The following is a 15,491-nucleotide window of genomic DNA, read 5'->3' on the forward strand; positions in this document are numbered from 1 at the left end:
ATGCGGTGACGGTGATCAGCGACATGAACCTGCAGATCGCCAGCGCCGCCGAACAGCAGAGCGCCGTGGCCGAAGAGGTCAACCGCAACGTCTCGGCGATTCGCACCGTGACTGAAACGCTGACTGAACAGGCCACCGAATCGGCGGCAATCAGCAGCCAACTGAATGCCCTGGCGAGCCAGCAGATGAAGCTGATGGATCAATTCCGCGTCTAGCAAACCTGCAAGAATCCCTGTGGGAGCGAGCCTGCTCGCGAAGACGGCAGCACATTCAAGATTAATGTGACTGATCCACCGCTTTCGCGAGCAGGCTCGCTCCCACAGGGGTAAGTGTTCACCCGCTGGCGTTTTCATCTGACTCGAGATTCTTTTGCACTATCATCGCCCTCTCTCCCGGAGGGCCTTCGATGACTGATTTACTCACGTCCATTCAAGCCGCACTCGGCTTGCCACACACGCCTATTCCCATCACCGCCCGTGGCGCTCTGCCCTCGGCGTTCGCCGTCACCGATCTGGCCTGCGCCAGCATCGCCGCTGCCGGTCAGGCCGTCGCCGAACTGCTCCAGCAACAAACCGGGAAGCTGCCTGCCGTCGAAGTCGACCGACGCCTGGCCTCGTTCTGGTTCGCCACCTCGTTGCGTCCGATGGGCTGGGAAGTCCCGCCGCTGTGGGACCCGGTGGCCGGTGACTACGCGACACAGGATGGCTGGATCCGCCTGCACACCAATGCCCCGCATCACCGCGCCGCCGCCGAAAGTGTGCTGGGAGCCTGCGCCGACCGTGCCGCGATGGCAGCGAAAGTCGCGCAATGGAGCAGTGCCGATCTGGAGCAAGCGGTGGTCGACGCCAAGGGCTGTGCCGCGCAAATGCGCAACTGGACGCAGTGGCAGCAGCATCCGCAGGGGCTGGCGGTGAACGCCGAACCGCTGGTGCATTTCATCGATTCGCAAGATGAAAAGGCCACCACATGGCAAGGCTCAGTGGCGCAACCGCTGGCTGGCCTCAAGGTGCTGGACCTGACCCGCGTGCTCGCCGGCCCTACCGCCAGCCGCTTTCTCGCGGGGCTCGGTGCCGATGTGCTGCGCATCGATCCGCCGACCTGGAACGAACCAGGCGTGGTGCCGGAAGTCACCCTCGGCAAACGCTGCGCACGGCTGGATCTGCATCAACCAGCCGATCGTGCACTGTTTGAAAACCTTTTGAAGGACGCCGACATCCTGCTGCACGGCTACCGCGCCGATGCGCTGGAACACCTCGGTTTCGGCGCCGAGCGCCGTCGGCAACTGGCTCCGGGGCTGATCGACGTCTGCCTCAACGCCTACGGCTGGAGCGGCCCGTGGCAGAACCGCCGCGGCTTCGACAGCCTGGTGCAGATGAGCAGCGGCATCGCCGAGGCCGGACAGCGCTGGAAGCAGGCCGACAAACCCACGCCGCTGCCAGTGCAGGCGCTGGACCATGCGACCGGTTATCTGATGGCGGCGAGTGCGATCCGGCTTTTGACGGAACGTTTGAAGACTGGCCGGGGCGGCTCGGCGCGGTTGTCACTGGCGCGCACCGCCAAACTGCTGATCGAGCATGGGCCGGGGGCTGGCGAGGCGTTGCGCGCCGAAGAGGCGCAGGATCAAAGCTCGTGGGTGGAACAGACACCCTGGGGGCCAGCGCACCGCTTGCTGGCGCCGGTGAAGATCAGTGGGACGCCACTGCAATGGGCGTTGCCGGCAACCGAACTGGGTTCGCATCGCCCACAGTGGTGACCCTCTGACCGCTTTCGTGAGCAGGCTCGCTCCCACATTTGAAATGCGCTCCCCCTGTGGGAGCGAGCCTGCTCGCGAAGAGGCCAGAACTGAAAACATAAAATCAGGATCAATCCGCCCTGCTCAAAGACGTCCACAACACCTGCGCCGCATACCCGCGAAAGGGTCGCCAGGCCTCAGCCCGATCAGCCAGTTCCCGCGCCGAAGGCCGCGTGCCTTCCAGCACTTCCAGCGCCCGTAACAACCCGACATCGCCATGGGGAAACCCGTCCATATCGCGCAACTGCCGCAGCGCAATGTACTGCGCCGTCCACTCGCCAATCCCGTGTAACGCCAGCAACCGCGCCACACCGCCCTCGCGATTCGGCTCGAACAACAGCGGATCCTCCAGCAACGCCTGCGCCACGCCCGAGAGCGTCCGCCCGCGACTTTTCGGCATGCCCAGCGCAGCCAGATCAGCCGCCGCCAGTACTAGCGCCTCGGGAAATACATGAGTCAGACCCGGCACCGCCGAGCGCAACGCTGCGCCATAGTGCGCGAGCAGTTTTCCCGCCAGGCGAATCGCCGCGACCACGGTAATCTGCTGCCCCAGCACTGCGCGAAAGGCCAGTTCCAGACCGTCCCACGCACCCGGCACGCGCAGCCCCGGGCGCTCGGCAATCAACCGCGCCAGCAGCGGATCGGCAGCCAGATGCCGTTGCATCAGCGCCAGATCGGCATCCAGATCAAACAGACGGCGCAAGCGCCGGACGATCTCGGGTTCGGCGCCCGGATCAGGAAAATCCAGCTCGACTTCCAGCGCATCCGCCGCGCCCGCCCACACCGACACCGTGCCATGCACCCCGTGCAAGCCGATGCTGCGCGAATAAACGCCATCAACCACCGTCTCCATCCCGACCACCGCCCGCGCTGCAAGAAACCCCAGCATCGCGTCCCAGTCATAAGGCGGCTGATAAGCCAGCGCCAACCTCACAACGACAGCACACCGCTGTACAAGCCATACGCCGCCAGCCCCGCACCGATGATCACGCAGGTGAAAATCAGCTTCTCGACATGGGTGAACAACGGCTGGCCCTGCTCATGCTTGGCCTTGGCAAACAACACCACCCCCGGCGCATACAGCAGCGCCGACAGCAGCAAATATTTGACCCCGCCGGCGTACAACAGCCACACCGCGTAACACAGGGCGATGCCGCCGATCAGCAGGTCCTTGGTGCGTTCGGCCGAGGCGTGTTCATAGGTTTCGCCGCGCCCGCTGAGCAGCACCGCGTAAGCTGCCGACCACAGGTACGGCACCAGGATCATCGACGAAGCAAGGTAGATCAGACTGGTGTAGGTGCCGGCGGAAAACAGCGTGATCAGCAAAAAAACCTGGATCATCACGTTGGTCAGCCACAGCGCATTGACCGGCACGTGGTTGGCGTTTTCCTTTTTCAGGAACGCCGGCATGGTCTTGTCCCGCGCTGTGGCAAACAGGATTTCGGCGCACAGCAGCGCCCACGAGAGCAACGCGCCGAGCAGGGAAACCGCCAGACCGAGGCTGATCAGCAACGCACCCCAGGGCCCGACGATGTGTTCCAGCACCGCCGCCAGCGACGGGTTCTGCAGGGTCGCCAGTTCCGGTTGGCTCATGATCCCCAGCGACAGCACGTTGACCAGCACCAGCAGCGCCAGCACACCGACGAAACCGATCACCGTGGCGCGCCCGACATCGGTGCGTTTCTCCGCCCGTGCCGAGTACACGCTGGCGCCCTCGATACCGATGAACACGAACACCGTGACCAGCATCATGTTGCGCACCTGATCCATCACCCCGCCGAAGCTCGGGTTGCTGTGACCCCAGATGTCGCGGGTGAAGATGTCGGCCTTGAACGCCACCGCCGCAATGACGATGAACATGATCAGCGGCACGATCTTGGCAACCGTGGTCACCTGATTGATGAACGCCGCCTCCTTGATCCCGCGCATCACCAGAAAATGCACGGCCCACAACAGCACCGACGCACAGCCGATGGCGATCGGCGTGTTGCCCTGGCCGAACACCGGGAAAAAGTAACCGAGGGTGCTGAACAGCAACACGAAATAACCGACGTTGCCCAGCCAGGCGCTGATCCAGTAACCCCACGCGGACGAGAACCCCATGTAGTCGCCAAACCCGGCCTTGGCGTAGGCGTAGACGCCGGAATCCAGCTCGGGTTTGCGATTGGCCAGGGTCTGGAACACGAAGGCCAGAGTCAGCATGCCGATGGCGGTGATGCCCCAGCCGATCAGGATCGCCCCGGCATCGGCGCGCGCCGCCATGTTCTGCGGCAGGGAAAAAATCCCCCCGCCAATCATCGAACCCACCACCAGGGCGATCAACGCACCAAGGCGAAGCTTTTGCGTCGGTTGCGACATTCCAGTCTCCCTTTTCCTGACAAAGGTTCTCGAAACCTGTTTATACCTGTGGCGAGTTATACCTGTGGCGAGGGGATTTATCCCCTCGCCACAAGGTGTGTCTGTTTCTGGGTATTAACTAAACGGATAAAGCGTAAGTACGTTTATTGAATAACGCCAATTAACGCCTCTTATATATAGCCAACCACGCTAACGCCTAACACGGCTAGTCGCTTTTGTGCGCAGATCCTGATTATTCGATTCTGTACTGAAAACAGATGTGAAAAATTTGCCAAAAGCTGAAAAGCAACTAGCGTGATAATTCGAAAGTAATAGGAGCAATTCCCAACCACACCTGCCAGAAGCCTCTGGAATAGGCCTCTTCGGGCAGCAGCTTTATGCCATCAGCTCTTTCATAAGTCATTCATTAACAATGGAATGTGGCCATGAACTGATCTAAGTCAGCTGTTTGAACAGGCAACAGCATTACGCTGTGAACTCTTCTCTCCTGCAATGGAGTCATGCAATGTCTGAAGCTCCCGGAAAACTACGACTAGGTGCACTGGTTGCATTGGTAGTCGGCTCAATGATCGGTGGCGGGATATTCTCTTTGCCACAAAACATGGCCGCCAGTGCCGACGTCGGCGCGGTATTGATCGGCTGGGCCATCACCGCTGTCGGCATGCTCACCCTCGCTTTTGTCTTTCAAACCCTCGCCAATCGCAAGCCTGATCTGGACGGCGGTGTCTACGCCTACGCCAAGGCCGGTTTCGGCGATTACATGGGTTTCTCGTCCGCCTGGGGTTACTGGATCAGCGCCTGGCTGGGCAACGTGGGTTACTTTGTTCTGCTGTTCAGCACCCTCGGCTATTTCTTTCCGGTTTTCGGTGAGGGCAACACCGTGGCGGCGGTCATCGGCGCCTCGGTGCTGCTGTGGGCCGTGCATTTCCTGGTGCTGCGCGGGATCAAGGAAGCGGCGTTCATCAACCTGGTAACCACCGTCGCCAAGGTTGTGCCGCTGCTGCTGTTCGTCCTGATCGCGATCTTCGCGTTCAAACTGGACATCTTCACCGCTGACATCTGGGGCGTGAAAAACCCGGATCTGGGCAGCGTGATGAACCAGGTGCGCAACATGATGCTGGTCACCGTGTGGGTATTCATCGGCATCGAGGGTGCGAGCATCTTCTCGGCACGGGCGGAGAAGCGTTCCGATGTAGGTAAGGCCACCGTGATCGGTTTCATCACCGTGCTGTTGTTCCTGGTGCTGGTCAACGTGCTGTCACTGGGCATCATGACTCAGCCAGAACTGGCCAAACTGCAGAACCCGTCGATGGCTGCCGTGCTCGAGCACGTGGTCGGTCACTGGGGCGCGGTGCTGATCAGCGTCGGTCTGATCATCTCGCTGCTCGGGGCACTGCTGTCGTGGGTGCTGCTGTGCGCGGAGATCATGTTCGCCGCCGCCAAAGATCACACCATGCCGGAGTTCCTGCGCAAGGAGAACGCCAACCACGTACCGGTCAACGCCCTGTGGCTGACCAACGCGATGGTGCAGATTTTCCTGATTATCACCCTGTTCTCGGCCAGTACTTACCTGTCGCTGATCTACCTCGCCACCTCGATGATTCTGGTGCCGTACCTGTGGTCGGCGGCCTACGCCCTGCTGCTGGCGGTGCGCGGCGAAACCTACGAAGGCTTCGTGGCCGAGCGGCGCAAGGACCTGATCATCGGCGGTATCGCCCTGGTCTACGCGGTCTGGCTGCTGTACGCCGGCGGGGTCAAGTACCTGCTGCTTTCGGCCCTGCTGTATGCCCCCGGCGCGATCCTGTTCGCCAAGGCCAAGCTGGAACTCAAACAAGCGGTTTTCACCAACGTCGAGAAGCTGATTTTCGCCGCGGTGGTCGTCGGTGCCCTGGTGGCGGCCTACGGTCTCTACGACGGCTTCCTGACTCTGTAATTGCCCAACGTTTTATCTCTGGAGGATCACTGCAATGACCACGGAAAAAGTTAAGTACGGCGTCCATTCCGAAGCCGGCAAACTGCGCAAAGTCATGGTTTGCTCCCCAGGTCTGGCCCACCAGCGGCTGACCCCGAACAACTGCGATGAACTGCTGTTCGACGATGTGCTGTGGGTCGCCCAGGCCAAGCGCGACCACTTCGACTTCGTGACCAAGATGCGTGAACGCGGGATCGACGTGCTGGAAATGCACAACCTGCTGACTGATATCGTCGCCATCCCTGAAGCGCTGGACTGGATCCTGGAACGCAAGGTCACCGCCGATTCGGTGGGCCTGGGCCTGATCAGCGAAGTGAAATCCTGGCTGCGTAGCCTGGAGCCACGGCGCATCGCCGAGTTCCTGATCGGTGGCGTGTCTGCCGATGATCTGCCGGACAGCTTCGGTGGCAAGATCATCGAGATGTACCGCGATTTCCTCGGCCACTCCAGCTTCATTCTGCCGCCGCTGCCGAACACCCAGTTCACCCGTGACACCACCTGCTGGATCTACGGTGGCGTGACCCTGAACCCGATGTACTGGCCGGCGCGCCGTCAGGAAACCCTGCTGACCACTGCCATCTACAAATTCCACCCGCAGTTCACCAACGCCGATTTCGAGATCTGGTACGGCGACCCGGACAAGGATCACGGCAGCTCGACCCTGGAAGGCGGCGACGTCATGCCGATCGGCAACGGTGTGGTGTTGATCGGCATGGGCGAGCGCTCTTCTCGCCAGGCCATCGGCCAACTGGCGCTGAACCTGTTCAAGAACAAAGCCGTGGAAAAAGTCATCGTCGCCGGCCTGCCGAAGTCCCGTGCGGCGATGCACCTGGACACCGTATTCAGCTTCTGCGACCGCGACCTGGTGACGATCTTCCCGGAAGTGGTGAACCAGATCGTCGCGTTCACCCTGCGCCCTGACGAAAGCAAACAGGGCGGCATCGACATCCGCCGCGAAGAAGGCACCTTCCTCGACACCGTGGCCAAAGCCCTCAACCTGCCGAAACTGCGCGTGGTGGAAACCGGTGGCAACAGCTTCGCCGCTGAACGCGAGCAATGGGACGACGGCAACAACGTGGTGGCCGTGGAGCCGGGCGTGGTCATCGGCTACGACCGCAACACCTACACCAACACCCTGCTGCGCAAGGCAGGCGTGGAGGTCATCACCATCAGCGCCGGCGAACTCGGTCGCGGCCGTGGCGGCGGCCACTGCATGACCTGCCCGATCATCCGCGACCCAATCGATTACTAAACGGCCATCTCCCCGGCCGCACCCATCCCGTAGCGGCCGGGCCGATTACCGAATCCAAGGAGAATCATCATGGCGTTCAACATTCACAACCGTAACCTGCTCAGCCTGGAACACCACACCCCACGTGAGCTGCGTTACCTGCTCGACCTGTCCCGCGACCTCAAACGCGCCAAGTACACCGGCACCGAGCAGCAGCACCTGAAGGGCAATAACATCGCCCTGATCTTCGAAAAAACCTCGACCCGCACCCGCTGCGCGTTCGAAGTGGCGGCCTACGACCAAGGCGCCAACGTCACCTACATCGACCCGAACTCCTCGCAGATCGGCCACAAGGAAAGCATGAAAGACACGGCCCGCGTGCTGGGTCGCATGTACGACGCCATCGAGTACCGTGGCTTCAAGCAGGAAATCGTCGAAGAACTGGCGAAGTTCGCTGGCGTGCCGGTGTTCAACGGCCTGACCGACGAATATCACCCGACGCAAATGATCGCCGACGTGCTGACCATGCGTGAACACGCCGACAAGCCGATCCATGAAATCAGCTACGCCTACCTCGGCGATGCACGCAACAACATGGGCAACTCGTTGCTGCTGGTCGGCGCCAAACTCGGCATGGACGTGCGCATCTGCGCGCCGAAAGCCCTGTGGCCGCATGACGATCTGGTCGATCGTTGCAAGAAATACGCGGAAGAATCCGGTGCACGCATCACCCTGACCGATGACCCGAAAGCGGCGGTCAAAGGCGTCGACTTCATCCACACCGACGTCTGGGTATCGATGGGCGAACCGGTGGAAGCATGGGCCGAGCGTATCCAGCAACTGCTGCCGTACCAGGTCAACAAAGAGCTGATGAAAGCCACCGGCAACCCGCGCACCAAGTTCATGCATTGCCTGCCGGCGTTCCACAACAGCGATACCAAGGTCGGCAAACAGATCGCCGAGCAATATCCGCACCTGGCCAACGGCATCGAAGTGACCGACGACGTGTTCGAGTCGCCAGCCTGTATCGCCTTCGAGCAAGCGGAAAACCGCATGCACACGATCAAGGCGATTCTGGTCTCGACCCTGGCTGATCTGTAACCACTGCTGATCCATGATCGTTCCCACGCTCTGCGTGGGAATGCATCCCGTGACGCTCTGCGTCACAGCGGACGCGGAGCGTCCGTGGCGGCGTTCCCACGCAGAGCGTGGGAACGATCAACATTCCTCTGTTTTAGAAGGACATGCACCATGCGTATCGTCGTAGCTCTGGGCGGTAACGCCCTGCTCCGCCGTGGCGAACCGATGACTGCTGACAACCAGCGCGCCAACATCCGCATCGCCACCGAGCAAATCGCCAAGATCCATCCCGGCAACCAACTGGTCATCGCCCACGGCAATGGCCCGCAAGTCGGCCTGCTGTCGCTGCAAGCGGCAGCCTACACCTCCGTCACCCCTTACCCGCTGGACGTGCTCGGTGCCGAAACCGAAGGCATGATCGGCTACATCATCGAACAGGAACTGGGCAACCTGCTGGACTTCGAGGTGCCGTTCGCCACCCTGCTGACCCAGGTTGAAGTCGACGCCAAGGACCCGGCGTTCCAGAACCCGACCAAACCGATCGGCCCGGTCTACGACAAGGCTGAAGCGGAAAAACTCGCCGCCGAAAAAGGCTGGGCCATCGCCCCGGACGGTGACAAGTTCCGCCGCGTGGTCGCCAGCCCACGGCCGAAACGCATCTTCGAAATCCGTCCGATCAAATGGCTGCTGGACAAGGGCAGCATCGTTATCTGCGCCGGTGGCGGCGGGATTCCGACCATGTACGACGAGCACCGCAACCTCAAGGGCATCGAGGCGGTGATCGACAAGGACCTGTGCTCGTCGTTGCTGGCCGAGCAACTGGAAGCCGACTTGCTGGTGATCGCCACCGACGTCAACGCGGCGTTCATCGACTACGGCAAACCGACGCAGAAAGCCATCGCCGAGGCGCATCCGGATGAACTGGAACGCCTGGGCTTTGCCGCCGGCTCCATGGGACCGAAGGTGCAGGCAGCCTGCGAATTCGCACGCCATACTGGCAAAGTCGCGGTGATCGGCTCGCTCGCGGACATCGAAGCGATTGTCCAGGGCTCTGCGGGTACTCGCGTCAGCACGGCGAAGCCGGGTATCAGCTATCGATAATTATAAACTCCGGGGCAGGCTCAAGGTCTGCCCTTCTCCCATGCCTTGAAAGGAGAAACCCATGGCCCAATTCGAACCCGGTCGTCTGCACATCGAGCGGCACGCGTTGACCGACGATGACGTCAATTACAACGTGCACCTCGACTATGAAGTGTTCACCGACCCGCAAAAAGGCAAAGGGATACAGTTCACCCTGCATGGCAGCATGCAGGGCAAGGACATGAAGGAAACGTTTTTCCTGCCCAAGGAAGAGGCTTACAACTTCGCCCGCGACGTGACCCGGATCGCCGAAAAATACGGGATTCCCAAGACCCACAGCCAGATCGGTTCGGTGCACAAACATTACGACTTAATGTTTGAAGACATCCGCAAGCAGTTGAATATGCAATCCGGCGACCCGGTCAATCTCGAGCATTTCGAATAACCTGGATTTTGCACATTGATCGTTCCCACGCTCTGCGTGGGAATGCCGCCACGGATGCTCCGCGTCCGCTGTGACGCAGAGCGTCACGGGATGCATTCCCACGCGGAGCATGGGAACGATCAGCGCAGGACACAGGTTTCACCATTAGCCCGCCCCAAGGCATACTTGCCCCCCTCCGCACTGCAGAACACTGAACCGCCCCATGCGTATCCACGTCAGCTTCATCGACCGCGTCGGCATCACCCAGGAAGTCCTGGCTATCCTCGGTGGGCGCAATCTCAATCTGGATGCGGTGGAGATGATTCCGCCCAACGTCTACATCGACGCGCCGACCTTGAGCCCGCAAGTGCTCGAAGAACTGAAAGATGCGCTGTTTCGTGTGCTCGGCGTGGAAGCGGTGACCGTGGTCGACATCCTCCCCGGCCAGCGTCGGCACTTGCAGCTCGATGCGTTGCTCGCGGCAATGACCGATCCGGTGCTGGCACTGGACAGCGCTGGCAAGGTACTGCTGGCCAACCCGGCCTTGATCGCGCTGTACGGGCGTGAGCCGGCGGGGGAAAGTGTCTCCGAATTGTTCAACGATCCCGGCCTGCTGGACACCCTGCTCGAACAGGGCTTCCGCCTGCCGCTGCGGGAAATCACCGTCAACGGCCAGACCCTGTTGCTCGACGCCACACCGATCACCGACGCCGGCGCGCTGTTGACCCTGTATCAGCCGAACCGTATCGGCGAACAGCTCTCGGCACTGCACCACGACCATGCCGAAGGTTTCGATGCGCTGCTCGGCGAGTCCCCGGCGATCCGCACCCTCAAGGCCCGCGCACAACGGGTGGCGGCGCTCGATGCGCCGCTGCTGATTCAGGGCGAAACCGGCACCGGTAAAGAGCTGGTGGCCCGCGCCTGTCACGCCATCAGTGCGCGGTACAGCGCGCCGTTCCTGGCACTGAACTGCGCCGCGCTGCCGGAGAACCTCGCCGAGAGCGAACTGTTCGGCTACGCCCCCGGCGCCTTCACCGGCGCGGCGCGAGGCGGCAAACCGGGGCTGATGGAACTGGCCAACCAGGGCACGGTGTTTCTCGACGAGATCGGCGAGATGTCGCCGTACTTGCAGGCCAAGTTATTGCGCTTCCTCAATGACGGCAGCTTCCGTCGCGTTGGCGGTGATCGTGAGGTGAAGGTCAACGTGCGGATCCTCAGTGCCACCCACCGCGACCTGGAAAAAATGGTCAGCGAAGGCCTGTTCCGCGAAGACCTGTTCTACCGGCTCAACGTGCTCAACGTCGAAGTGCCGCCGCTGCGCGAACGCGGTCAGGACATCCTGCTGCTGGCGCGCTATTTCATGCAGCAGGCCTGCGCGCAGATCCAGCGTCCGGTCTGCCGCCTCGCCCCCGGCACCTATCCGGCGCTGCTCGGCAACCGCTGGCCGGGTAACGTGCGGCAGTTGCAGAACGTGATCTTCCGTGCGGCAGCGATTTGCGAAAGCAGTCTGGTGGATATCGGCGATCTCGACATCGCCGGTACCTCGGTCGCACGGCAAACCGACAGCGACGTCGACAGCCTTGAACAAGCGGTCGAAGCCTTTGAGCGTTCACTGCTGGAAAAGCTCTACGTCAGCTACCCCTCGACCCGCCAACTGGCGAGCCGCCTGCAAACTTCGCACACCGCGATTGCCCATCGCCTGCGCAAGTACGGCATTCCCAACAAAGCCTGAGTGCCTCCCCATTCCCTGTAGGAGTGAGCCTGCTCGCGATAGCGGTCTGACATTCAACATGTGCGGCGTCTGACACATTGCTATCGCGAGCAGGCTCACTCCTACAATGATTTGTGACGGATTCGAAATCCGTTCAAAAACGACCTCCGTCTGTACTGAAAGCGCTACAGCGGAACGATTTCGCTACACCCTCCTCCAGCGACCGCTGTGCAAGGCTTTGATCCGCTTCAGCTTTTTTCCTTGCCCTGATCTGTAGCGATTTCGCTACACACCTTCACCAAGCACTCTCACCAAAAACACATAACTCATTGTTTTATATAGATAAATACAAGCTGGCCGCGTTCTTGCTAAGTAACCGCTCATAAAATCAGGGCATTACCGCCCGAGCCTTCCACCGCGTCCACCAGACGAGTCTGGCCCCCTTAGGAGTTTCCATGAGCGAGTTGCGTTTTACTGAAGATCACGAATGGCTGCGCACCGAAGCTGACGGCAGCGTTACTGTCGGCATCACCGCTTTCGCGCAGAACGCTCTGGGGGACGTGGTGTTCGTGCAACTGCCTGACCTGCAGGCTTACGAAAAAGGCGCCGAAGCCGCCACCGTGGAATCGGTGAAAGCCGCCAGCGGCGTGTACATGCCGCTCGACGGCGACGTGCTGCAAGTCAACCCGGCGCTGGAAGACGCTCCGGAACTGGTCAACGAAGACCCGCTGGGCGAAGGCTGGTTCTTCCGCTTCCAGCCAAGCGATGCATCGGCTGTGGCAAAACTGTTGGATCAGGACGCCTACGACCGTCTGATCAAAGCCCAAGCCGAAGCCTGAGGAGTAGCGACATGACCCAAGTAAACCTCGGCACCGCCAACGAATTCATTGCCCGTCACATCGGCCCGCGCGCCGGTGACGAGCAAGCCATGCTCAACAGCCTCGGCTTCGATTCGCTCGAAGCGCTGAGCGCCAGCGTGATTCCGGAAAGCATCAAGGGCACCAGCGTGCTCGGCATGGACGACGGCCTGAGTGAAGCCGACGCCCTGGCGATGATCAAATCCATCGCCGGCAAGAACCAGCTGTTCAAGACCTACATCGGCCAGGGCTACTACAACTGCCACACGCCGTCGCCGATCCTGCGCAACCTGCTGGAAAACCCGGCCTGGTACACCGCTTACACCCCATACCAGCCAGAAATTTCCCAGGGCCGTCTCGAAGCACTGTTGAACTTCCAGACCATGATCAGCGACCTCACGGGTCTGCCGATCGCCAACGCCTCGTTGCTCGACGAAGCCACCGCCGCTGCCGAAGCCATGACCTTCTGCAAACGCCTGAGCAAGAACAAGGGCAGCCACCAATTCTTCGCCTCGATCCACAGCCACCCGCAAACCCTCGACGTGCTGCGCACCCGTGCCGAGCCGTTGGGTATCGACGTTGTGGTGGGCGATGAGCGTGAACTGAGCGACGTGACGCCGTTTTTTGGCGCGCTGCTGCAATACCCGGCCAGCAACGGTGATGTGTTCGACTACCGTGAACTGACCGAACGCTTCCACGCCGCCAACGCGCTGGTCGCCGTGGCCGCTGACCTGCTGGCCCTGACCCTATTGACCGCCCCGGGCGAGTTCGGCGCTGACGTCGCCATCGGTTCCGCGCAACGCTTCGGCGTGCCGCTGGGCTTCGGTGGCCCGCACGCCGCGTACTTCTCCACCAAGGATGCATTCAAGCGTGATATGCCCGGCCGTCTGGTCGGCGTGTCGGTTGACCGCTTCGGCAAACCGGCCCTGCGCCTGGCGATGCAGACCCGCGAGCAACACATCCGCCGCGAGAAGGCCACGTCGAACATCTGCACCGCCCAGGTGCTGCTGGCCAACATCGCCAGCATGTACGCCGTCTACCACGGCCCGAAAGGCTTGACCCAGATCGCCAACCGCGTGCATCACCTGACCGCGATTCTCGCCAAGGGCCTGAGCGCACTGGGCGCGAAAGTCGAGCAGGACAGCTTCTTCGACACCCTGACCCTCGCCACCGGCGCGCAGACCGCCGCACTGCACGACAAGGCGCACGCTCAGCAGATCAACCTGCGCGTGATCGACGCTCAGCGTTTGGGCCTGTCGGTCGACGAAACCACCACTCAGGCTGACATCGAAACCCTGTGGAGCCTGTTCGCCGACGGCAAGACCCTGCCGGACTTCGCTGCCCTCGCCGCTTCCGTGCAAAGCACCATCCCGGCCGCGCTGGTACGTCAGTCGCCGATCCTCAGCCACCCGGTGTTCAACCGTTATCACTCGGAAACCGAGCTGATGCGCTACCTGCGCAAACTGGCGGACAAGGACCTGGCACTGGATCGCACCATGATCCCGCTGGGTTCGTGCACCATGAAACTCAACGCCGCCAGCGAAATGATCCCGGTAACCTGGGCCGAATTCGGCGCCCTGCACCCGTTCGCCCCCGCCGCACAGAGCGCCGGTTACCAGCAACTGACCGATGAACTGGAAGCGATGCTCTGCGCCGCCACCGGTTACGACGCGATTTCGCTGCAACCGAACGCCGGTTCGCAAGGTGAATACGCAGGTCTCTTGGCGATTCGTGCTTACCATCAGAGCCGTGGCGACGAGCGCCGCGATATCTGCCTGATCCCCTCGTCCGCCCACGGCACCAACCCGGCCACCGCCAACATGGCTGGCATGCGCGTGGTCGTGACCGCGTGCGATGCCCGTGGCAACGTCGACATCGAAGACCTGCGCGCCAAAGCCATCGAGCACCGCGAACACCTCGCCGCGCTGATGATCACCTACCCGTCGACCCACGGCGTGTTCGAAGAAGGTATCCGCGAAATCTGCGGGATCATTCACGACAACGGCGGCCAGGTGTACATCGACGGCGCCAACATGAACGCGATGGTCGGCCTCTGCGCACCGGGCAAGTTCGGCGGCGATGTGAGCCACCTGAACCTGCACAAAACCTTCTGCATTCCACACGGCGGTGGCGGCCCGGGCGTCGGCCCGATCGGCGTCAAGTCGCACCTGACCCCGTTCCTGCCGGGCCATGGCCAGATGGAGCGCAAAGAAGGTGCGGTCTGCGCAGCACCGTTCGGCAGCGCGAGCATTCTGCCAATCACCTGGATGTACATTCGCATGATGGGTGGGGCGGGTCTGAAGCGTGCTTCGCAACTGGCGATCCTCAACGCCAACTACATTTCCCGTCGCCTCGAAGAGCACTACCCGGTGCTGTACACCGGCAGCAACGGTCTGGTGGCGCACGAATGCATCCTCGACCTGCGCCCACTGAAAGACAGCAGCGGGATCAGCGTCGATGACGTTGCCAAACGCCTGATCGACTTTGGCTTCCACGCCCCGACCATGTCGTTCCCGGTCGCGGGCACGCTGATGATCGAGCCGACCGAAAGTGAATCCAAGGAAGAACTGGACCGCTTCTGCGACGCCATGATCCGTATCCGCGAAGAAATCCGCGCAGTGGAAAACGGCACCCTGGACAAGGACGACAACCCGCTGAAGAACGCCCCGCACACGGCGGCAGAGCTGGTCGGCGAGTGGACCCATCCGTACAGCCGCGAGCAAGCGGTGTATCCAGTGGCGTCGTTGATCGAAGGCAAATACTGGCCGCCGGTCGGCCGCGTCGACAACGTGTTCGGCGACCGCAACCTGGTGTGCGCCTGCCCGTCGATCGAAAGCTACGCTTAAAGAATGAGGGGCGGGTTTACCTGCCCCGATTTCAGCAAAACCATAGATCCCAAAGTGGGAGCGGGCTTGCTCGCGAATGCGGTGTATCAGTCGCCATCAATGTTGCCTGACACACCGCATTCGCGAGCAAGCCCGCTCCC

The 15,491-nt window shown here is 61.5% G+C and carries 11 protein-coding genes and 1 pseudogene; 10 read left to right on the plus strand and 2 right to left on the minus strand.

The annotated features are described in order from the left end of the window. Together PseAD21_RS28125 and PseAD21_RS28130 are read left to right on the plus strand one after the other, a co-directional pair. Positions 1 to 215, plus strand: a pseudogene (locus tag PseAD21_RS28125) (methyl-accepting chemotaxis protein); the annotation flags it as partial. Positions 216 to 406: 191 nt separating this feature from the next. Further along, positions 407 to 1,753, plus strand: a complete 1,347-nt coding sequence (locus tag PseAD21_RS28130) for a CoA transferase (protein WP_102358984.1) — start codon at positions 407 to 409, stop codon at positions 1,751 to 1,753. Positions 1,754 to 1,862: 109 nt separating this feature from the next. Here PseAD21_RS28130 and PseAD21_RS28135 read toward each other — a convergent pair whose 3' ends face one another. Together PseAD21_RS28135 and arcD (PseAD21_RS28140) are read right to left on the minus strand one after the other, a co-directional pair. Next, positions 1,863 to 2,726, minus strand: a complete 864-nt coding sequence (locus PseAD21_RS28135) for a DNA-3-methyladenine glycosylase (RefSeq protein ID WP_102358985.1) — start codon at positions 2,724 to 2,726, stop codon at positions 1,863 to 1,865. Next, a complete protein-coding gene (gene arcD / locus PseAD21_RS28140) occupies positions 2,723 to 4,150 on the minus strand; it encodes an arginine-ornithine antiporter (protein ID WP_102358986.1) in 1,428 nt (475 codons plus the stop codon). The genes PseAD21_RS28135 and arcD (PseAD21_RS28140) overlap by 4 nt, the downstream gene beginning before the upstream one ends. Positions 4,151 to 4,655: 505 nt before the next feature. Here arcD (PseAD21_RS28140) and arcD (PseAD21_RS28145) point away from each other — a divergent pair. The 8 genes from arcD (PseAD21_RS28145) (at position 4,656) to gcvP (ending at position 15,351) form a co-directional block, all read left to right on the plus strand. After that, positions 4,656 to 6,083: an arginine-ornithine antiporter gene (gene arcD, locus PseAD21_RS28145; RefSeq protein WP_102358987.1), complete on the plus strand. Its 1,428-nt coding sequence runs from the start codon at positions 4,656 to 4,658 to the stop codon at positions 6,081 to 6,083. A 34-nt stretch (positions 6,084 to 6,117) separates the two neighbouring features. Beyond that, positions 6,118 to 7,374: an arginine deiminase gene (arcA, locus tag PseAD21_RS28150; RefSeq protein WP_102358988.1), complete on the plus strand. Its 1,257-nt coding sequence runs from the start codon at positions 6,118 to 6,120 to the stop codon at positions 7,372 to 7,374. A gap of 69 nt (positions 7,375 to 7,443) precedes the next feature. Continuing rightward, positions 7,444 to 8,454: an ornithine carbamoyltransferase gene (locus PseAD21_RS28155; protein ID WP_096818276.1), complete on the plus strand. Its 1,011-nt coding sequence runs from the start codon at positions 7,444 to 7,446 to the stop codon at positions 8,452 to 8,454. A 150-nt stretch (positions 8,455 to 8,604) separates the two neighbouring features. Continuing rightward, positions 8,605 to 9,534 (plus strand): carbamate kinase, encoded by a 930-nt coding sequence (arcC, locus tag PseAD21_RS28160; protein ID WP_102358989.1) that lies wholly within the window; start codon positions 8,605 to 8,607, stop codon positions 9,532 to 9,534. Between the two features lie 61 nt (positions 9,535 to 9,595). After that, positions 9,596 to 9,958: a DUF5064 family protein gene (locus PseAD21_RS28165; protein WP_102358990.1), complete on the plus strand. Its 363-nt coding sequence runs from the start codon at positions 9,596 to 9,598 to the stop codon at positions 9,956 to 9,958. 202 nt (positions 9,959 to 10,160) lie between these two features. Continuing rightward, entirely contained in the window at positions 10,161 to 11,669 is a 1,509-nt protein-coding gene (locus PseAD21_RS28175) for a sigma-54-dependent transcriptional regulator (RefSeq protein ID WP_102358992.1), read from the plus strand. Positions 11,670 to 12,103: 434 nt separating this feature from the next. Beyond that, the gene (gcvH, locus tag PseAD21_RS28180; protein ID WP_102358993.1) at positions 12,104 to 12,487 is read left to right on the plus strand and encodes a glycine cleavage system protein GcvH; all 384 of its coding nucleotides are present in this window, start codon (positions 12,104 to 12,106) and stop codon (positions 12,485 to 12,487) included. An 11-nt stretch (positions 12,488 to 12,498) separates the two neighbouring features. Further along, positions 12,499 to 15,351 (plus strand): aminomethyl-transferring glycine dehydrogenase, encoded by a 2,853-nt coding sequence (gcvP, locus tag PseAD21_RS28185; protein ID WP_102358994.1) that lies wholly within the window; start codon positions 12,499 to 12,501, stop codon positions 15,349 to 15,351. The last annotated feature ends 140 nt before the right edge of the window (positions 15,352 to 15,491 follow it).

Source organism: Pseudomonas sp. AD21 (assembly GCF_002878485.1).
Taxonomy (GTDB): Bacteria; Pseudomonadota; Gammaproteobacteria; order Pseudomonadales; family Pseudomonadaceae; genus Aquipseudomonas.

Bases quoted from the DNA above. Each gene is read 5' to 3' on its own strand.
- PseAD21_RS28155 (WP_096818276.1), top strand. From the start codon at position 7,444: ATGGCGTTCAACATTCACAACCGTAACCTGCTCAGCCTGGAACACCAC.
- arcA (WP_102358988.1), top strand. From the start codon at position 6,118: ATGACCACGGAAAAAGTTAAGTACGGCGTCCATTCCGAAGCCGGCAAA.
- PseAD21_RS28130 (WP_102358984.1), top strand. From the start codon at position 407: ATGACTGATTTACTCACGTCCATTCAAGCCGCACTCGGCTTGCCACAC.
- arcD (WP_102358986.1), bottom strand. From the start codon at position 4,150: ATGTCGCAACCGACGCAAAAGCTTCGCCTTGGTGCGTTGATCGCCCTG.
- gcvP (WP_102358994.1), top strand. From the start codon at position 12,499: ATGACCCAAGTAAACCTCGGCACCGCCAACGAATTCATTGCCCGTCAC.
- PseAD21_RS28165 (WP_102358990.1), top strand. From the start codon at position 9,596: ATGGCCCAATTCGAACCCGGTCGTCTGCACATCGAGCGGCACGCGTTG.
- PseAD21_RS28175 (WP_102358992.1), top strand. From the start codon at position 10,161: ATGCGTATCCACGTCAGCTTCATCGACCGCGTCGGCATCACCCAGGAA.
- gcvH (WP_102358993.1), top strand. From the start codon at position 12,104: ATGAGCGAGTTGCGTTTTACTGAAGATCACGAATGGCTGCGCACCGAA.
- arcC (WP_102358989.1), top strand. From the start codon at position 8,605: ATGCGTATCGTCGTAGCTCTGGGCGGTAACGCCCTGCTCCGCCGTGGC.
- arcD (WP_102358987.1), top strand. From the start codon at position 4,656: ATGTCTGAAGCTCCCGGAAAACTACGACTAGGTGCACTGGTTGCATTG.